Below are 17,751 nucleotides of genomic sequence, written 5' to 3'. Positions count from 1 at the left end.
CTAGCTATTGACTTCTTGTTTTTGAAGTGTCAGATTCGAATTACGGTAGCGACACGAGGGAGTTCAGGATGAGCAAGGCGCTGTACACGGCCCAGGCGCACGTCACCGGAGGCAGGGACGGCCACGGGCGCACGCACGACGGACGACTGGATCTGGACTTGCGACAGCCCAAGGAACTGGGCGGGGACGGTGAGGGCACAAACCCCGAGCAGCTCTTCGCGATCGGGTACGCCGCCTGTTTCGGCGCGACGCTCGCCCTGGTCGGGCAGCGCGGCGGGCTCAAGGCGGACGACGCGGAGATCGACTCGTCGGTCTCGCTGATCCCGATCGACGGCGGTCGCTTCAAGCTCGCCGTCGAGCTGCGCATCTCGCTGCCCTCGGTCACCGACGCTCAGGCCGTCGAACTGGCCAGGACCGCCCACCAGGTGTGCCCGTACTCCAACGCCACGCGCGACAACATCGACGTGACCCTGCAGATCAACGGCACACACCTGTGACACCGGCCCCGCTCCGAGATCTGTAAGCCCCGAGAGTCGGAGCCCGCACGACCGGCCCGGGTCAGCCGCGGTCGAGGGAGGCCAGTACGGCGAGGACGCGCCGGCTGTTCGCCGCACGAACTGCGCTTCAACGGCTGTGAGATGACGTGCGGGCCCCATTGCGGTGCCCCAGGCGGCGACGGCGGTGACGGCGTACCGACTCGATGAAGTGCTCCGCGTCGCAGACCGAGTCCTTCAGCAGATAGCCGGCGTCGCCGCTGCCGTCCGCCAACAGCACCCGCACGTACAGCTGTTCACGTGCGGAGAAAGAACCAGCACCGGCAGCCCGGGCCGTCCGCCGGGGCCGTCCGCGCCGGACCTCGTCGCGGCCGGAGTCGGCTTCTACCGGTGGCGCCAGCCGTGCCCGGAGCCGGGGACCGTCACCGGTGTCCCGCGGAAGCAGCCGATCGAGTACGGATACTCGCCGTTGAGGTGGTAGTGGTACATGACGACCTTCCGGCCGTCCCACGTGATCGCGTGCGTGTGGCCGTGGCAGACATCCAGGTCCCGGTTCCTGACGATCTTTCCGTCCTCGCCGCGCGGCCCGTAGATCCCGAAGCCGTCGATGGCGTATCCCACGAGCGGTGAGTGTCGGCCACGGGCATGCGCGGGCCCTCTGGAAGCCTTGCCGAAGCAGGTCTGCGAGGGGCCGTGGTAGTGGTACTGCGTGTCGTACGGATGGCCCCAGCAGCGGTCGAGGGGCAGGGCCGCGTTCGGGTCGACCGGACGGTCCTGCGCGTCGGTGGCCACCTCCAGATGGAAGGTGCCGCCCGCCAGAGCCATCCCCGTCGTCAGCTGGTCGATGCACGTGGGCTTCGCCGCGACGGACGGATTACGCGGAACGGTGACATCGAGGTTCCACGGCTTGATGGGGATCGCCGCGGCGTTGGGGTACCCGTGCGCGGGAATCTCCGCGTAGTACTTGTAGGCGGGGGTGCCCTTCTGGACGGGGAAGTGCCCGGTCGCATGGTCCGGGAGCCCGTTGCCCTTGAAGTGCCTCCTGGTCGCGGTCGTCGTCACCCGCAGCCTGCTGTGCCAGCGCATGGTCCCCGACACGAAGGGGCGCTTGAGCACGTCGATCACACCGTGCGCGTCGATCCACGGGCGGTCGGGCCGGGTGAGGGTTCCCCCGCGGCAGGCATACAGGGTGTTGCGCGCGGGTGACGCGATCGACGTGCCGGTGGCGGGTGTGTACAGGCGCGTGATCGGGGTGTTCTCGCCCTCGCTCCACGAATCCGTGACCGCCCGCACGGGATGAGTCACGGCGGTGGAGCCGGCCGGAGCCATCGACGGACCCACCAGCGTGCAGACCGCACTGGCCGTCACCACAGCGGGTTTGAGCAGGCCATGCATGAATGCTCCCCATCTCGACAAGGACCGGAAGACGTCACACCAGCGGCCCACGTCCCAGCCGCCCGCATCACCTCACCACACCCGCGTGCCGCTGTCCCACCGACGCGAACGGGCAACTGAGTGAGCACCCGTCCTGGCTCCATCGCACGGTCCGGGTGGACTGCGGCGACCGCCGACACCTCGTCGAACACGCAGCCCACCGCGGCCAGATGGACGAACTCACCGTCCGCCCGTCTCACGGACGCCTCAGTGAAGACACCCGCGAGACGCAGGCGGCCGCGTCGGACGGGCGATCAGCGCAGGCCGGCGAAGAGGTCGTTCTCGGGTACGGCTGCACCGGTGGCGTCCTGGACACGGACGAAGGTCTCCATGCCCATCAACTCGCCGAACCTCTCCTTGCCCATCTTGAGGAAGAAGATGTTCTCGCCCTGACTGGCGTGCGCGGCCAGCGCGTCGAACTTCTGACCGCTGAACGCGGTGGTGTCCACCCACGTGGTGATCTCGTCGTCGGGAAGGCCGATCTCGGCCAGCGCGGCGGTCTCGGCGGGATCCGGCTCCGGCATGTCCCCTTGGAACTCGCGCATGATCTCGCCGAACCGCTGCATCCCCGAACGGGGCACCGTGGTCCAGTACACCTTCGGTGTCAGCGTGGTCATCTCCAGCGCCGCCATCGTGATGCGGTGGGCCTGGATGTGGTCGGGGTGGCCGTAGAAGCCGTTCTCGTCGTAGGTGACGACCACATCGGGTCGGTAGTACCGCATGAGTTCCGCGAGTCGGGCCGCGCCTTCCTGCACAGGGGTCTGCCAGAAGGATCCGGGGGCGTCGTTGCTGGGCCAGCCCATCATCCCGGAGTCGGCGTAGTCCAGCATCTCCAGATCGCTGACCTTCAGGACCTCACAGCTCGCCTCGAGTTCTTGACGGCGCATCGCGGCGACCCCGGCCGGAGCGTGGCCGGGGTCGCCGGGCTTGACGCCTCCGGGCCCATCTCCGCAACCGCCGTCGGTACACGTCACGAGAACCGTGCGGATGCCTTCCGCCGCGTACCGCGCGAGGACCCCTCCGGTTCCGGTGGCCTCGTCGTCGGGGTGGGCGTGTACGGCCATGAGCGTCAAGGGCCGGTCAGTCATGAAACGGTCAGTCATGAAACTGTCCTCCTGCAGACATACGTCTAGATCCGAGTGCGCGGCGGGCGTACCGCGTTCGGGGCCCGAATCCTGGTGGGGCGGACGACCTTGCGGTCGCCCCCGCCCGTGCGGCACCGGTCCCTCGGTCAATGCAACCGAGCCGACCGGACCGCCTGTTCCCGGCGCGGGGCTTGGCCAGGTGGGCAGGGCATGTGAACCACCCCCCACAGGACCTGACCCCCCATCAGAGGGAGCGCCAAATGAGCGTCAAGATGCCTCGGAGAGCGTCATTTCAGCGCCAAGATGTCGCCCGTAACGCCCACACCGCACATGATGCGCTCACGCAAAGCCGCAGGTCAGGAGCCCTTGGCGGCCGGTTCGAGGATCGCGACACACTCCACGTGATGCGTCATCGGAAACAGGTCGAACGCCCGCAGCGTCCGTACCCGGTAGCCGCCCTCGCGGAAGTACGCCAGGTCGCGGGCCAGGGCGGCCGGGTCGCAGGCCACGTAGGCGATGCGGCGGGCGGCGAGGGAGGTCAGGTGGGCGACCGTGGTGCGGCCGGCGCCCGCGCGGGGCGGGTCGAGGACGATCAGGTCGACCTCGGTGATGCCGGTGCGCGGCAGGACCGATTCGACCTTGCCCTGTTCGATGCGGACGCGGTCGAAGCCGGCGAGGTTGTGCCGGGCGTCCTCCACCGCGCGCTTGCCGGACTCGATGCCGAGCACCGCGCCCTTGTCGCCGACGCGGTCGGCCAGGGCGCCGGCGAACAGGCCGACGCCGCAGTACAGGTCGAGGGCCATGTCGCCCTTGCGGGGCAGCAGGCCCTGCATGACCGCCGTGACCAGGGTGTCCGCCGCCTTCGGGTGGACCTGCCAGAAGCCGCCGGCGCCCACCCGGTGGGTACGGCCGTCGGCGCGTTCGCGGACGAACGGGCGGCCGTGGACGCGGTGCACGCCGCCGGTCTTCTCGTCGACCCGGAGGACGGAGACCGGCTTGTCGAGTTCCACCAGGGGCAGGCGGGCACCCGGGCGCGGGGTCAGGATCACCTGGCGGTCCTGCGAGCCCGTGGCCGCGATCGCCTCGACGGACTCCATGCCCGTCCAGTCGCGCCGCTCGATGCCCAGTTCGCTCACCCCGGCTGCGGCGATCATGCAGTGGTCGACCGGTTCGACCTCGTGCGAGCGGTGGCGGCGCAGGCCCGCCTTCCCCGTGGCGGGGTCAACCGCGTACTGCACGCGGGTCCGCCACTGCGGGACCTCACCCGCGGGCAGCTTGTCGCCCTCGGCGGGCATCACGGTGCCGTCCCAGCCGGCCTCCTCGGGCGTGAGGCCCGCGAGCCGCTTCAGCTGCTCGGCGATCACCTCGCCCTTGAGCCGCCGCTGGGCTCCCGGCTTGGCGTGCTGCCAGTCGCAGCCGCCGCAGCGGCCGGGCCCGGCGTAGGGGCAGGGGGCCTCGACACGGTCCTTGGAGGCGTCGATGATCCGTACCGCGTCCGCGCGCAGGAACCGGGCGCCCTCCTCGCCGTCGGTGACCCGGGCCACGACCCGCTCACCGGGCAGCGCGTGCCGTACGAACAGCACCTGGCCCTCGGCGGTACGGGCGATGCAGTGGCCGCCGTGGGCGACGGGGCCGACCTCGACCTCGTACTCCCGCCCGACCAGCGAGCCGTCCTGCTCCCGGCCCGCCCGTGAGCCGTCCGGCTCGGGTCCCACCTGCGCGTTCTTCGGTTCTGCCTGCATGGTGGGGTGACTCCAGATCGGGGAAGGCGGACGGCGGACGGCCGGACAACAGCCCACCAGTCTACGTGGACGCCGTCCGGCCGTTCACCATGAGGGGCGGCGCCCCCCGGGCGGCACCCCCGTCAGCCCTTCGCGGCCGGCGACTCCTTCTGTTCCTTCGGGCGCTCCTGGGCCGGGCCACGCCGCACCGCACCGGGCGCGTTCCAGTCCTGGCGCCTGCGGGCGCGCAGCTTGGCCGCCTCGGAGGAGGCCAGCTGGTAGGGCACCGAGGTGACCATCACACCCGGAGTGAACAGCAGCCGTCCCTTCAGGCGCAGCGCGCTCTGGTTGTGCAGCAGGTGCTCGTACCAGTGACCGACGACGTACTCGGGGATGATCACCGAAACGGCGTCGCGCGGGGACTCCTTGCGCAGGCTCTTCACGTACTCGATGACCGGGCGGGTGACCTCGCGGTAGGGCGAGTCGAGCACCTTCAGGGGTACGTCGATGCCGCGCCGCTCCCACTCCTCGCGCAGCGCCCGGGTCTCGGCCGGGTCCACGTTGACGGTGAGCCCCTCCAGGGTGTCCGAGCGCATCAGCTTGGCGTACGCCAGGGCGCGCAGGGTGGGACGGTGGATCTTGGAGATGAGGACCACGGAGTGGACGCGGGAGGGCCGGACGGTGTCGTCGCCCGGGTCGTCGGGGGCCGTGAGCTCCTCGGCGACCCGGTCGTAGTGCTTGCGGATCGCGGTCATCGTCGCGAAGAAGATGCACATGCCGAGCAGGGCCACCCAGGCGCCGTGCGTGAACTTGGTGACGAGGACGACGACCAGCACCGTGCTGGTGAGGAAGGCGCCGAAGGTGTTGATGGCGCGGGAGCGGATCATGTGGCTGCGCTTGGCCGGGTCCCGCTCGGTGGACAGGTGGCGGTTCCAGTGCCTGACCATGCCGACCTGGCTGAGGGTGAAGGACACGAACACGCCGACGATGTACAGCTGGATCAGCCGGGTGGAGTCGGCGCCGTAGACGACGACCAGCAGGGCGGCGGCGCCCGCGAGCAGCACGATGCCGTTGGAGAACGCGAGCCGGTCGCCGCGGGTGTGCAGCTGGCGGGGCAGGAAGCGGTCCTGGGCGAGGATCGAGCCGAGCACCGGGAAGCCGTTGTAGGCGGTGTTGGCGGCCAGGAAGAGGACCAGCGCCGTCGCCGCGGCCAGGACGAGGAACAGGAAGCTGCCCTTGCCGAAGACGGCCTCGGCGACCTGGGAGATCACGGGGTTCTGGACGTAGTCCGGGCCGACCGGCACGCCGCCCCGCAGGAGGTTGGAGGCCGGGTTGTCGGACATGCGCACGCCGGTCGTCATGGCCAGCGTGATGATGCCGCAGAACATCGTCACGGCCAGCAGGCCGATCATCGCCAGCGTGCTCGCGGCGTTCCTGGACTTCGGCTTGCGGAAGGCGGGGACGCCGTTGGAGATCGCCTCGACGCCGGTGAGCGCGGCGCAGCCGGAGGAGAAGGCGCGCAGCAGCAGGAAGACGAGGGCGAAACCGGCGAGTCCCTGGTGTTCGGCCTTGATGTGGAAGTCGGCGGTCGGCGCCCGCATGGTCTCGCCCAGGACGAGCCCGCGGACGGCGCCCCACACGATCATGATGAAGACGCCGGAGACGAACACGTAGGTGGGGATGGCGAAGAGCGTGCCCGACTCCTTCACCCCGCGCAGGTTCATCAGGGTCAGGAGCACGATCACGACGACCGCGCACAGCACCTTGTGCTGGACGACGAACGGGACGGCCGAGCCGAGGTTCTCGATGCCGGACGAGATGGAGACGGCGACGGTCAGGACGTAGTCGACCAGCAGCGCGCTGGCGACGGTCAGGCCCGCCTTGGAGCCGAGGTTGGTGGTCGCCACCTCGTAGTCGCCGCCGCCACTCGGGTAGGCGTGCACGTTCTGCCGGTAGGAGGCGACCACGGTCAGCATCAGCACCGCGACCGCGACCGCTATCCACGGGCTGAAGTGGTACGCCGACACGCCCGCGACGGACAGGACCAGCAGCACCTCGCCGGGCGCGTAGGCCACGGAGGAGAGCGAGTCGGAGGCGAAGACGGGTAGGGCGATGCGCTTCGGCAGGAGCGTCTCGCTCAGCCGGTCACTGCGCAGTGCGCGCCCGATCAGAATGCGTTTGGGCACGTCGGTCAGTTTGGACACAACAGAGGATCGTAGGCCTTTGCCCCCCGGGTCGTGCACCTGCCGTCCAGGATCTGCCTCACGAGTGAATTCCGGCCGTGCGGAACCTGCGGATTCCGCGGGTGGGGCGCACGCCGTGCCTAGATGTCTGGACCCCGCTCCCCGCCGCCCCTCGGAGGCCCCATGTCCTCGACCGCGGAGCTGATCGGCGCGGCCACCGCGTTGCTCGGCCTCGGATTCCTGACCCTGCGCAGCGTGCGCAGCATCACTCGGTGCCGGAACCCTCGGGGTCGAGTGAGGCGCCGCTTGTCGGGGACGCGTTAAGGATGCGGCAGGGGGGTGCCCGCCCCGAACGGGGCATGTGTAGCTTGTCCCTCTGTCTGAGACCCTGATGGGACTGAGCAGTCGCTATTGACATCGGAAGGACGGTCGTGCACATCGTCATCATGGGCTGTGGGAGAGTGGGCTCCGCTCTCGCCCAGACCCTGGAGCAGCAGGGGCACACGGTCGCCGTGATCGACCAGGACCCCACCGCCTTCCGTCGGCTGGGCCCCGGGTTCGGTGGCCGCCGGGTCACCGGAATCGGCTTCGACCAGGACACCCTGCGCGAGGCCGGCATCGAGGAGGCCGGTGCCTTCGCGGCCGTCTCCAGCGGCGACAACTCGAACATCATCTCCGCGCGGGTGGCCCGCGAGATGTTCGGCGTGCAGAACGTCGCGGCCCGTATCTACGACCCCCGCCGCGCCGAGGTGTACCAGCGCCTGGGGATCCCGACCGTGGCCACGGTCCGCTGGACGGCCGACCAGATGCTCCGCCGGCTGCTGCCCTCGGGCGCCGAGCCGCTGTGGCGCGACCCCACCGGCGGCGTCCAGCTCGCCGAGGTGCACGCCTCCCCGAAGTGGGTGGGCCAGAAGATCAGCAGGCTGCAGGAGGAGACGGGCGTCCGGGTGGCGTTCCTGACCCGCCTCGGCGAGTCGATCCTGCCGAGCTCGCAGACGGTGCTCCAGGAGGGCGACCTCGTGCACGTGATGATGCGGACGGACGACGTGGAGAAGGTCGAGGCGGCGTTCGCCGAGGGCCCGGAAGAGGAGAGCGGTCACTGATGAGGGTCGCCATTGCCGGTGCCGGCGCGGTCGGTCGCTCGATCGCGAGCGAGCTGCTGGAGAACGGCCACGAGGTCCTTCTCATCGACAAGGCGCCGACCGCCATCTCGGTCGAGCGCGTGCCGCAGGCCGAGTGGCTGCTCGCCGACGCCTGCGAGATCACCTCGCTGGACGAGGCGGCGCTTCAGCGCTGCAACGTGGTGATCGCCGCGACGGGCGACGACAAGGTGAACCTGGTCGTCTCGCTGCTGGCGAGGACGGAGTACGGCGTGCCGCGGGTGGTGGCCCGTGTGAACAACCCGAAGAACGAGTGGCTGTTCAACGAGGCCTGGGGCGTGGACGTGGCCGTCTCCACCCCGCGTCTGATGTCCGCGCTGGTCGAGGAGGCGGTGAGCGTCGGCGACCTGGTCCGGCTGCTGCGCTTCAGCCACGGCGACGCCAACCTCGTGGAGCTGACCCTGCCGGAGGAGTCGGCCCTGGCCGGCACCCAGGTCGGGGACGTCGAGTGGCCCGAGGACACCTCGCTGGTCACCATCATCCGCGGCACCCGGGTGCTCACCCCGTCCAGGGAGGACTCCCTGGAGGCGGGCGACGAGCTGCTGTTCGTGGCCGCGCAGGCCCGTGAGGAGCAGCTGGAGGACCTGCTGTCGGTGCGCCGGGAGAGCTGAGCACCGAGCGCTGAGCACCGAGCAGCGACGCCCGTACGACGGCGGGGGGGCACCCGGAGATCCGGGTGCCCCCCCGCCGTCGTACGGGCGTCGCTCAGCTCTGGCGGCGGTGTCGGCCGGCGGCCGGTGCCTCGCCGTGGTCCTGGGCCAGGGCCGCCTTGCGCTCCTCCTCGGCCTGCTGCTCGGCCTTCTCCTGCGCCTCCAGCTCCGCGAACACGTCGATGGGCGCGGGCGCCTTCGCGAGGAAGACCCAGGTCAGCCAGACCGCCAGCAGGAACGGCGGGATCTTCAGGGCGACCAGGACCCAGCCGAGCTGGGTGGTGTCGGCCCACCAGTACAGCGGGAAGAGGATCGCGCACTTGGCGAGCAGGATCAGGCCCCAGGCCCAGCTCGCCTTGGCGTAGGCCTTCTTGCGGCCCGGGTTGCGGGTGCGCCAGGAGAGGTTCTCCTTGAAGACCGGGCCGAGCATCAGGCCGATCAGCGGGACCCCGGCCAGCGTGGTCACGAGGTACGCCACGGCCAGGCCCAGCGTGTAGAGCATGCCGGGCAGGTAGAAGTCCTTGGCGTTGCCGGTGATCATCGCGAAGACGACGCCGAAGGCGACGCCGAAGACACCGCTGAAGGCGTGCTTGACGGTGTCCCGCATCGCCAGCCGGACCACGACGAGGAGCAGCGACACGGCCAGCGCGGCGATGGCCGACCAGTGCAGGTCCTTGTTGAGCGTGAAGATGGTGACGAAGAGGAGGCCGGGCAGCACCGTCTCGACCATGCCCCGCACCCCGCCGAACGCCTCGAACAGCGCGGCCTCCGTCACCGCCCGGGCATCATCGTCGGCAGTCGTGTCTTCGGTCGGCTTGTCGAGTGACGTCACCGGCTACTCCCGTCCGAGGGGTCGCAGTTCGTACTTGGGGTTGAACAGCACCCGGCGGCCCCGACTCATCGAGATCCGGCCCGATGCGATCAGCCTGCGCCCCGGTTCTATCCCGACGATGGAGCGCCTGCCGAGCCACACCACGTCCAGGGCGGCCGTGCCGTCGAACAACTCGGCCTCCAGGGCCGGGACTCCGGCACGCGGACGCAGGGTGACCGTGCGCAAGGTACCAGTAACGGTGACGATCTGCCGGTCGTGGCAGTCACCGATGCGCGTACAGCCCGCGGTCTCGGCGTCCTCCCGCAGTTCCTCGGACTCCAGGTCCTCCTGCGACGAGGAAAGCCGGTCGAGCATGCGCCGGAACCGCCCCACCGGCTTTTCGGAACGGGGAACAGCACTCATGTCTGAAGCGTACCGGGGTGCCCCGAGGGCGACGTAACCGCTCACTTCTCGAAGCGGTAGCCCATCCCCGGCTCCGTGACGAAGTGCTTGGGATGCGAGGGGTCGGCCTCCAGCTTCCTGCGCAGCTGCGCCATGTACACGCGCAGATAGTTCGTCTCCGTGCCGTACGACGGGCCCCACACCTCCTGGAGCAGCTGCTTCTGGCTGACCAGCCGGCCGGTGTTGCGCACCAGGACCTCCAGCAGATGCCATTCGGTCGGGGTGAGCCGTACGTCCTTGCCGGCCCGGTTGACCTTCTTCGCGGCCAGGTCGACGGTGAAGTCCTCGGTCTCCACCAGCACGCCGTCCTCGCCGCTCCCGACGGGCTCGGCGCGGCGGACGGCCGCCCGCAGCCGGGCCAGCAGCTCGTCCATGCCGAACGGCTTGGTGACGTAGTCGTCGGCGCCCGCGTCCAGCGCCTGGACCTTCTCGTCGGAGGAGTGCCGGGCGGACAGCACCAGGATCGGCACCCGGGTCCAGCCGCGCAGGCCTCTGATCACCTCGACGCCGTCCATGTCGGGCAGGCCCAGGTCGAGGACGACCACATCGGGGTGGCGGGAGGCGGCGAGGTCGAGGGCGGCCCTGCCGTCGGAGGCGGAGTCGACCTCGTACTTGCGTGCCTTGAGGTTGATCACGAGGGCGCGCACGATCTGCGGCTCGTCGTCGACCACCAGCACCCGCGTCATGTGGTTTGCCTTTCTGGTTCTGCGAGTCGTGCGGGCACGCGAAGGCTCTTCGCGGCCCGCAGGGTGAGGACCATCGTCAGACCGCCGCCGGGCGTGTCCTCGGCATCGAGCGTGCCGCTCATGGCCTCGGCGAAGCCGCGTGCCACGGCGAGACCGAGGCCGACGCCGGCTCCGCGCGGGGCGTCGCCGTGCCGCTGGAACGGCTCGAAGATGCGGTCCTTGGCCGCGTCCGGGACGCCCGGTCCGCGGTCGACGACCCGGACCTCGACCCGGTCGGCCATGGCGCTGGCCGACACCAGCACCGGCTCGTCCGGCGGACTGTACTTCACGGCGTTCTCGACCAGGTTGGCGACCGCGCGCTCCAGCAGTCCGGGGTCGACGGCGACCATCGGCAGGGACTCCGGGATGTCCAGGTGCACGCTGTCCTCGGGCACCCCGCCCAGCGCCATCGGCACCACCTCGTCGAGGTCGATCTCGCGGATCAGCGGGGTGACGGTGCCGGTCTGGAGGCGGGACATGTCCAGCAGGTTGCCCACGAGGTGGTCGAGCCGGTCGGCGCCCTCCTCGATGCCCTGGAGCAGTTCCGCGCGGTCTTCCTCGGACCAGGCGACGTCCTCGGACCTGAGCGAGGAGACGGCCGCCTTGATCCCGGCGAGCGGCGTGCGCAGGTCGTGGCTGACGGCGGCGAGCAGCGCGGTGCGGATCCGGTTGCCCTCCGCGAGGGCGCGGGCCCGGTCGGCCTCCTCCTGGAGGCGCCGGCGCTCCAGGACGACGGCGGACTGGGCGGCGAAGGCGGCCAGCACCCGGCGGTCGGAGGCGGGCAGCACCCGTCCGGTCAGCGCCAGCGCCATGTGGTCGCTGACGGGCATGTCCACATCAGCGTCCTCGGGGCGCTGGAGGGGTCCGCCGGTGCCCACCCGGCCGGCGCAGGTCCAGGGGTCCACGTCGCTCTGCCGTTCCAGGAGCGCCACCGACTCCATGCCGAAGGTCTCGCGGACCCGCTCCAGGAGCGCCTCCAGGCTGGTCTCGCCGCGCAGCACGCTGCCCGCGAGGAAGGACAGTATCTCCGCCTCGGCGCGCAGCCGGGCGGCCTGGTGGGTGCGGCGGGCCGCGAGGTCCACCACCGAGGCCACGGACACGGCGACCCCGACGAAGATCGCGAGGGCGACGATGTTCTTGGGATCGGCGATGGTCAGCCGGTGCAGGGGCGGGGTGTAGTAGTAGTTCAGCAGAAGCGATCCGACGGCGGCCGAGGCGAGCGCCGGCAGCAGCCCGCCCAGCAGGGCCGCGGCCACCGTCAGGGCCAGGAACAGCAGCATGTCGTTGGCCAGGCCGATGTCCCCGGTGTTCAGCAGCAGCGCGAGGGCCACCGGTCCGGCGACCGCCACCGTCCAGCCCGAGACGATCCGGGCGCGGCCGAGCCGGGCGCCCCGGGCCACCGGCAGTCCGCGCCCCTTGGCGACCTGCCCGTGGGTGACGATGTGCACGTCGAGGTCGGGGCCCGACTCACGGGCCACCGTGGCGCCCACGCCCGGTCCGAAGACGTACTGCCAGGTCTTGCGGCGCGAGGAGCCCAGCACGATCTGGGTCGCGTTGACCCCGCGGGCGAAGTCGAGCAGCGCGGCCGGTATGTCGTCGCCGACGACGTGGTGGAAGGTGCCGCCCAGGTCCTCCACGAGGGTGCGCTGGACGGCCAGCTCCTTCGGGGAGGCGGAGGTCAGTCCGTCGCTTCGGGCGACGTAGACGGCCAGGACCTCCCCTCCGGCGCCCTTCTCGGCCAGCCGGGCCGCCCGGCGGATCAGCGTGCGCCCCTCGGGGCCGCCGGTCAGGCCGACCACGATCCGCTCGCGCGAGCCCCAGATCCTGGAGACCTGGTGCTCGCTGCGGTAGCGCTGGAGGTACTCGTCGACCCGGTCGGCCACCCACAGCAGGGCCAGTTCGCGCAGGGCGGTGAGATTGCCGGGCCGGAAGTAGTTGGACAGGGCGGCGTCGACCTTGTCCGATTTGTAGATGTTGCCGTGTGCCATCCGGCGACGCAGGGCCTCCGGCGACATGTCGACCAGCTCGATCTGGTCGGCCCGCCGCACCACCTCGTCCGGAACGGTCTCGCGCTGCCGTACGCCCGTGATCGACTCGACCACGTCGCCGAGGGACTCCAGGTGCTGGATGTTGACCGTGGAGATGACGTCGACACCGGCCGCGAGCAGTTCCTCGACGTCCTGCCAGCGCTTGGCGTTGCGGGAGCCGGGGATGTTGGTGTGGGCGAGTTCGTCCACCAGGGCGACGGCCGGGGCGCGGCGCAGCGCGGCGTCGACGTCCATCTCGGTGAAGGTGGCCCCGCGGTACTCCAGCTCCTTGCGGGGGACCTGCTCGAGGCCGTGCAGCATCACCTCGGTGCGCGCCCGGTCGTGGTGCTCGACGAACGCCACGACGCAGTCGGTGCCCCGCTCAACCCGGCGGTGCGCCTCGGACAGCATCGCGTACGTCTTGCCGACGCCCGGCGCCGCACCGAGGTAGATCCGAAGCTTGCCGCGTCCCATGGCCCCATTGTCTTCCCGTCACGGCTGTGTGTGCCGCGTCGACCCTACGGCCGATATTCGCGACATAAAGGGTCGCGCAGGGGCGGATGACCGTCTTTGACGCAACCCTGACGTCCACGGCGTCAGGGCGTCAGGGCGTCACGATTCGACGATTTTCCCGTCGCGCAGCTCCAGGACCCGGTCGGCGAGGTCCAGCAGGGTCGCGTCGTGGGTCGCGACCAGTGCGGTGACCTGCTCGCTGCGGACGACCGCGCGCAGCAGCTCCATCACGGCGTGGCCGGTCTCCGCGTCGAGCTGGCCGGTCGGCTCGTCGGCTATCAGGAGCGCCGGCTCGTTGGCGAGGGCGCGGGCGATGGCCACGCGCTGCTGCTGGCCGCCGGAGAGCTCACCGGGCCGCTGCCGGGCGTGGTCGGCGAGGCCGACCAGGGACAGCAGCAGCTCGACGCGCTCCTCCCGCGCGCGCGGATCGGCGCGGCGCAGCCGCATCGGCACGCCGACGTTCTCCGCGGCGGTGAGGATCGGGATGAGCCCGAAGGACTGGAAGACGAACCCGATGCGGTCCCGGCGCAGGGCGAGGAGGCCGTCCTCGCCGAGTTCGGACAGGTCGCGGCCGTCGACGTGGACCCGGCCCCGGTCCGGCTCGTCCAGCCCGCCGACGATGTTGAGCAGCGTGGTCTTGCCCGAGCCCGAGCGGCCCTTGAGGGCGACCAGTTCGCCCCGCGGCACCTCGAAGGAGACGCCGCGCAGGGCGTGCACGGCGGCCGCCGCGTGCCCGTAGGACTTGTGGACGTCCTCGACGCGCACCATCGTCTCGGTGATCACCTGGCTCATGTGCCCTCCCCGTTTCCGTCCCCCGTGGACCGGGCGCCAGTATCACCAGCCGCGCGCGTCCCTTCAACATCCCAACGCACGGACGTTCGCGAAGGTTTCCGACCCAGGCCGCACGAAGGTCCGCGCACGGCAGAGGGCCGCACCCCCGAAGGTACGGCCCTGGGTCCTGTCGATGACCGTTCTCAGCGGACCTCGGTGATCTCCGGGCCGCGCTGGAGCTGACCCATCCCGCCGGAGAAGCGGGACTGGCCCTCGTCCTGCTGGACGCCCTCGGGCACCATCTGCGCGTCGTTCGGCAGCTTCAGGACGATCGGGTCGCGGGGCGCCATGGGGCCCTCGCCGCGGACCACGACCGTGTCCCGGAAGATCTGCTCGAGCAGTCCGGCCGCCTGCGGCTGCACCGCGCCCTGCCCGGAGATCACCCCGCGCAGGAACCAGCGGGGACCGTCCACGCCGACGAACCGCACGACCTGGTAGCCGCCCGTTCCGTCCGGAAGCTGCACCGGAACCTGCGCGCGCAGCTCCCAGCCCAGCGGCCCCTCGACCTCGTCGACGATGCCGCCCTGCTGGGTGATGCCGCTGCCGATCTCCTCGCGCACCTCGCCCCAGATGCCCTCGCGCTTGGGGGCGGCGAAGGCCTGCAACTGGACGGCGCTGTCCTGCAGGACGACGGTCGCCGCGACGATCGCGTCGCCCGCGACCTCGACCCGCAGCTCCATGCCCTCGACACCCGGCACGAACAGGCCGCCGAGGTCCACCCGGCCCTCGGCCGGCTCGCGCACCTCGGAGCGGTCCCAGGGCCCGTCGGGCCGCGGCTCGGGCTCGAGCCGCACTCGCTCGCGCTCGCTCTCCACGTCTACGTCCGCCTCGGTGTCGACGCTGTCGACGACCTGCTCGGCCTCGCCGGCCGCGTCCTCGGCGGCACCCTTCTTCTTGCGACGTCCGAACACGTCACTGTCCTTCCCGGTCGGATACGACCGAAGCGTATCGATTCCCACCCGCCGCGCCGCCTACGGCAGCCCGGCCGTCTGTGCCGCTCACGCCGTCCACGGCGGCGTGGCCGCCGGTGGACCCGAAGCCCCCCTCGGCCCGCGCCGAGCCGGGAAGCTCCGCCACCTCCTGGAAGCGGACCCTCTCGACCTGCTGGACGACCAGTTGGGCAATCCGGTCGAAGCGCTCGAACCGCACGGACTCGCGCGGGTCGAGATTCACCACGATCACCTTGATCTCCCCACGGTACCCGGCATCAACCGTCCCCGGGGCATTCACGAGGGCGACACCGCAGCGGGCGGCGAGTCCGGAACGCGGGTGCACGAAGGCCGCGTACCCCTCGGGGAGCGCGACAGACACTCCCGTCGGCAGAACGGCCCGCTCCCCCGGCGCCAGTTCGCACGCCGCGGTGGTGCGCAGATCGGCGCCCGCGTCACCGGGGTGCGCGTACGCCGGAAGCGGTACGTCGGCGTCGACACGCCGGATCAGCACGTTCAGGGGCTCACGGCTCACGGGTTCACCTCGAAGGCGCGGACGCGCCGGACCTGGTCCGGGTCGCTCATGGCGGCGTGGATCTCCTGCTCACGGCCGTGATCGACGAAGTGGTCGACCTTGACCTCGATGAAGAGGGCCTCGGCGCGGACGGCGACCGGCCCGTCGGGGCCGCCGACGCGTCCGGTGGCCCTGGAGTAGATCTTCCGGCCGGCCACCGCGGTGACCTCGGCCGCCAGATGCAGGGTGGTGCCGACCGGCACCGGACGCACGTAGTCCGTCTCCAGCCGCCCGGTCACGGCGATCGTCCGCAGCAGCCAGTTCAGCGAGCCGAGGGCCTCGTCGAGGGCGGTCGCGAGGACCCCGCCGTGGGCGAGTCCGGGCGCGCCCTGGTGGGCGGGCTGCACGGTGAACTCGGCGGTGATGCCGACGCCCTCCCCGGCCCGTGCCTGGAGGTGCAGTCCGTGCGGCTGCTCCCCGCCGCAGCCGAAGCACGCGGCGTAGTGCGAGCCGAGGAGTTCTCCGGGCGCGGGGGCGTCGGGGTGCCGGACCGGGTCCACGGCGTCGGGCGGGGGCTGAAGAGCTGCGGAACTACCACTCACAGGCGCAGACCTTACCCGCGCGTCGGCGTACGCCCGACACCGTGCCAAGCTTGGTTTCATGCAGCTCTCCGCCCAGCCGTACGAAGAACGCCTCACCGCGCCCCGCTCCTGGTGGCTGATCAGCCTTCTGATGGGCGTCTCCTGCGCCCTGGTCCTGCTTCCGTTCGGCACCCTGCCGCTGCTGGGCGGCCTGGTCGGCGGTACCGCGGCGACGGCGGTCGTGGTGAGTTCCTACGGCTCGCCGCGCATCCGGGTCGTGGGCGACCAGCTGATCGCGGGCGAGGCGAAGATCCCGGTCGCGGCGCTGGGCGAGGCTCAGGTGCTGGACGCGGAGGAGGCGCGCGCCTGGCGCACGTACAAGGCCGACACCCGCGCCTTCCTGCTGCTGCGCGCCTACATTCCGGGGGCGCTGCGGGTGGAGGTCACCGACCCGGAGGACCCGACGCCCTACCTGTACCTGTCGACGCGGGAGCCGGAGCGGCTGGCTGAGGCGCTGCGTGCGGCACGGACGGCCGCGGCGCCCGAGGCCGCGTAATCCCGGGGGCCGCGCGGTCCCGAGGCCGTACGGCCTCGTCCACGGGGTCCTGGGGCGGGGGCTCGTCAGCTCCCGGGTTCCCCGGAGCCGCCGGTGGTGTCGGAACCGTCGGCGGTGTCGGAACCGCCGGTGGTGTCCTGGAGCGGCAGCGGGTGCCCGGGCGTCTCCAGGGGCGGCAGCGGGGGCAGTTCGTCCCACGGGACCTGGATCTTGCGCAGGTCGGCCCGGATGCGGGCGGCGAGGCGTCTGGTCTCGCGACGGTTCATGACGGCACCGGCCGCCGCGCCCACCATGAAGGGCGTCAGCTTGGGCAGGCCCCGCGCCGTCCGCTTCATGATCTGTCGGCGCAGCTGGCGCCTCATCCGGCCCCCGAGGGCCACGTCGATCGACGACGGGTTCCGCACGTCGATTCTGCGCTCGTGCGACCAGACCGACAGATACGCGGTGCTGCGGGCCTTCAGATGTCCGGGGGGCCGCACCCCGTACACCTCGTGGAGTTCCGCGATCAGTTTGAGTTCGACCGCCGCGACTCCGGTGACCTCGGCGGCCAGCTGGGTCGGCATCGCGGGCGGTACCGGCAGCATCGCCGCCGCCCCGACAGCCGCTCCGACCGTGGAGGAGGCTCCCGCCGCGCCCGCCACCAGCTTGTCCGCGAGCTGTTCGGGCCCGAGGCCCGGGAACTGCCGGCGCAGCGTGGTGAGGTCCCGTACGGGGATCCGCGGGGCCATGTCGATGACACGGTCGGTGAGGTAGGAGAGGGCCGCCCTGGCGTGGCTGCCGCCCACGCGGGCGCCCGTTCTGGCCGCGTCCTGCGCCTTCCGGGCCCGGTGCCGGATCGCCGCGGCCTGACGCCGGGCCACGGGCGCGGATCCACCCGCCGGGACGGCGGGGTCACCGCGCCCGGGGACCGATGCGAGCGCGGGCGATCCCGCCGACCCGTCCGGGTCGGATGCACGGGAAGGCCCTCGCTCTTCGTCACGCGCGCCGTGAGGGCCGTCGGACGGCCCCGAGTCCGCTCCCCCGCGGGGGATGCGGCGCTTCCAAGGAGGGGTCGAGCCAGTCACGGCCGACCCTG

The 17,751-nt window shown here is 71.3% G+C and carries 17 protein-coding genes and 1 pseudogene; 4 read left to right on the top strand and 14 right to left on the bottom strand.

Annotation, left to right across the window (positions count from 1 at the left end):
• The first annotated feature begins 68 nt into the window (after positions 1-68).
• Positions 69-497 (top strand): organic hydroperoxide resistance protein, encoded by a 429-nt coding sequence (locus tag ACIHCX_RS05455; RefSeq protein ID WP_400026829.1) that lies wholly within the window; start codon positions 69-71, stop codon positions 495-497.
• Positions 498-684: 187 nt separating this feature from the next.
• Here ACIHCX_RS05455 and ACIHCX_RS05450 read toward each other — a convergent pair.
• From ACIHCX_RS05450 to ACIHCX_RS05430, 5 genes and pseudogenes are all read right to left on the bottom strand, one after another.
• A pseudogene (locus ACIHCX_RS05450) lies at positions 685-836 on the bottom strand (DNA-binding response regulator); the annotation flags it as partial.
• A 42-nt stretch (positions 837-878) separates the two neighbouring features.
• Entirely contained in the window at positions 879-1,889 is a 1,011-nt protein-coding gene (locus tag ACIHCX_RS05445) for a YHYH protein (protein WP_400026827.1), read from the bottom strand.
• A gap of 293 nt (positions 1,890-2,182) precedes the next feature.
• Positions 2,183-3,016: a PIG-L family deacetylase gene (locus ACIHCX_RS05440; protein WP_400027687.1), complete on the bottom strand. Its 834-nt coding sequence runs from the start codon at positions 3,014-3,016 to the stop codon at positions 2,183-2,185.
• 353 nt (positions 3,017-3,369) lie between these two features.
• The gene (locus ACIHCX_RS05435; protein ID WP_400026825.1) at positions 3,370-4,755 is read right to left on the bottom strand and encodes a class I SAM-dependent RNA methyltransferase; all 1,386 of its coding nucleotides are present in this window, start codon (positions 4,753-4,755) and stop codon (positions 3,370-3,372) included.
• Positions 4,756-4,877: 122 nt separating this feature from the next.
• A complete protein-coding gene (locus ACIHCX_RS05430; protein WP_400026823.1) occupies positions 4,878-6,938 on the bottom strand; it encodes an APC family permease in 2,061 nt (686 codons plus the stop codon).
• 410 nt (positions 6,939-7,348) lie between these two features.
• On the opposite strand from ACIHCX_RS05430, the gene ACIHCX_RS05425 reads away from it, so the two are divergent.
• Together ACIHCX_RS05425 and ACIHCX_RS05420 are read left to right on the top strand one after the other, a co-directional pair.
• A complete protein-coding gene (locus ACIHCX_RS05425) occupies positions 7,349-8,020 on the top strand; it encodes a potassium channel family protein (protein ID WP_400026821.1) in 672 nt (223 codons plus the stop codon).
• Positions 8,020-8,688, top strand: a complete 669-nt coding sequence (locus ACIHCX_RS05420; protein ID WP_400026819.1) for a potassium channel family protein — start codon at positions 8,020-8,022, stop codon at positions 8,686-8,688. Before ACIHCX_RS05425 ends, ACIHCX_RS05420 begins: the two co-directional genes overlap by 1 nt.
• A 94-nt stretch (positions 8,689-8,782) precedes the next feature.
• On the opposite strand, the gene ACIHCX_RS05415 is transcribed toward ACIHCX_RS05420, so the two are convergent.
• The 8 genes from ACIHCX_RS05415 to ACIHCX_RS05380 all read right to left on the bottom strand — a co-directional run bounded on the left by ACIHCX_RS05415 (position 8,783) and on the right by ACIHCX_RS05380 (position 16,141).
• Positions 8,783-9,559: a DUF3159 domain-containing protein gene (locus ACIHCX_RS05415; RefSeq protein WP_400026817.1), complete on the bottom strand. Its 777-nt coding sequence runs from the start codon at positions 9,557-9,559 to the stop codon at positions 8,783-8,785.
• A gap of 3 nt (positions 9,560-9,562) precedes the next feature.
• Entirely contained in the window at positions 9,563-9,961 is a 399-nt protein-coding gene (locus ACIHCX_RS05410) for an OB-fold nucleic acid binding domain-containing protein (protein ID WP_390827755.1), read from the bottom strand.
• Positions 9,962-10,002: 41 nt separating this feature from the next.
• Complete coding sequence (locus ACIHCX_RS05405; RefSeq protein ID WP_400026814.1) at positions 10,003-10,686, bottom strand: response regulator; 684 nt, start codon at positions 10,684-10,686, stop codon at positions 10,003-10,005.
• Positions 10,683-13,226 carry an ATP-binding protein gene (locus tag ACIHCX_RS05400; protein ID WP_400026812.1) on the bottom strand — a complete coding sequence of 848 codons (2,544 nt, stop codon included), beginning with the start codon at positions 13,224-13,226 and terminating at the stop codon, positions 10,683-10,685. The genes ACIHCX_RS05405 and ACIHCX_RS05400 overlap by 4 nt, the downstream gene beginning before the upstream one ends.
• A 138-nt stretch (positions 13,227-13,364) precedes the next feature.
• Complete coding sequence (locus ACIHCX_RS05395) at positions 13,365-14,057, bottom strand: ABC transporter ATP-binding protein (RefSeq protein WP_400026810.1); 693 nt, start codon at positions 14,055-14,057, stop codon at positions 13,365-13,367.
• Positions 14,058-14,239: 182 nt separating this feature from the next.
• A complete protein-coding gene (locus tag ACIHCX_RS05390) occupies positions 14,240-15,007 on the bottom strand; it encodes a DUF3710 domain-containing protein (protein ID WP_400026808.1) in 768 nt (255 codons plus the stop codon).
• A gap of 1 nt (position 15,008) precedes the next feature.
• On the bottom strand, positions 15,009-15,560 hold the full coding sequence (gene dut, locus ACIHCX_RS05385; RefSeq protein ID WP_400026806.1) for a dUTP diphosphatase: 552 nt from the start codon (positions 15,558-15,560) through the stop codon (positions 15,009-15,011).
• Entirely contained in the window at positions 15,557-16,141 is a 585-nt protein-coding gene (locus tag ACIHCX_RS05380) for a PaaI family thioesterase (protein ID WP_400026804.1), read from the bottom strand. Before ACIHCX_RS05380 ends, dut begins: the two co-directional genes overlap by 4 nt.
• A 58-nt stretch (positions 16,142-16,199) precedes the next feature.
• Here ACIHCX_RS05380 and ACIHCX_RS05375 point away from each other — a divergent pair, with 58 nt between their 5' ends.
• Positions 16,200-16,676, top strand: coding sequence for a DUF3093 domain-containing protein (locus ACIHCX_RS05375; protein WP_400026802.1), 477 nt, complete (start codon positions 16,200-16,202; stop codon positions 16,674-16,676).
• 65 nt (positions 16,677-16,741) lie between these two features.
• Here the strand turns inward: ACIHCX_RS05375 and ACIHCX_RS05370 are convergent, their stop codons facing one another.
• The gene (locus ACIHCX_RS05370; RefSeq protein WP_400026800.1) at positions 16,742-17,740 is read right to left on the bottom strand and encodes a hypothetical protein; all 999 of its coding nucleotides are present in this window, start codon (positions 17,738-17,740) and stop codon (positions 16,742-16,744) included.
• Positions 17,741-17,751: the final 11 nt, after the last annotated feature.

The organism is Streptomyces sp. NPDC052043, assembly GCF_044548235.1.
Classification (GTDB): domain Bacteria; phylum Actinomycetota; class Actinomycetes; order Streptomycetales; family Streptomycetaceae; genus Streptomyces.
This window is presented reverse-complemented; position numbering and strand designations above follow the sequence as displayed.

Excerpts from the sequence above, each read along its gene's own strand:
- ACIHCX_RS05455 (WP_400026829.1), top strand. The coding sequence starts at position 69 with ATGAGCAAGGCGCTGTACACGGCCCAGGCGCACGTCACCGGAGGCAGG.
- ACIHCX_RS05445 (WP_400026827.1), bottom strand. The coding sequence starts at position 1,889 with ATGCATGGCCTGCTCAAACCCGCTGTGGTGACGGCCAGTGCGGTCTGC.
- ACIHCX_RS05440 (WP_400027687.1), bottom strand. The coding sequence starts at position 3,016 with ATGACTGACCGGCCCTTGACGCTCATGGCCGTACACGCCCACCCCGAC.
- ACIHCX_RS05435 (WP_400026825.1), bottom strand. The coding sequence starts at position 4,755 with ATGCAGGCAGAACCGAAGAACGCGCAGGTGGGACCCGAGCCGGACGGC.
- ACIHCX_RS05420 (WP_400026819.1), top strand. The coding sequence starts at position 8,020 with ATGAGGGTCGCCATTGCCGGTGCCGGCGCGGTCGGTCGCTCGATCGCG.
- ACIHCX_RS05410 (WP_390827755.1), bottom strand. The coding sequence starts at position 9,961 with ATGAGTGCTGTTCCCCGTTCCGAAAAGCCGGTGGGGCGGTTCCGGCGC.
- ACIHCX_RS05405 (WP_400026814.1), bottom strand. The coding sequence starts at position 10,686 with ATGACGCGGGTGCTGGTGGTCGACGACGAGCCGCAGATCGTGCGCGCC.
- ACIHCX_RS05400 (WP_400026812.1), bottom strand. The coding sequence starts at position 13,226 with ATGGGACGCGGCAAGCTTCGGATCTACCTCGGTGCGGCGCCGGGCGTC.
- ACIHCX_RS05395 (WP_400026810.1), bottom strand. The coding sequence starts at position 14,057 with ATGAGCCAGGTGATCACCGAGACGATGGTGCGCGTCGAGGACGTCCAC.
- ACIHCX_RS05375 (WP_400026802.1), top strand. The coding sequence starts at position 16,200 with ATGCAGCTCTCCGCCCAGCCGTACGAAGAACGCCTCACCGCGCCCCGC.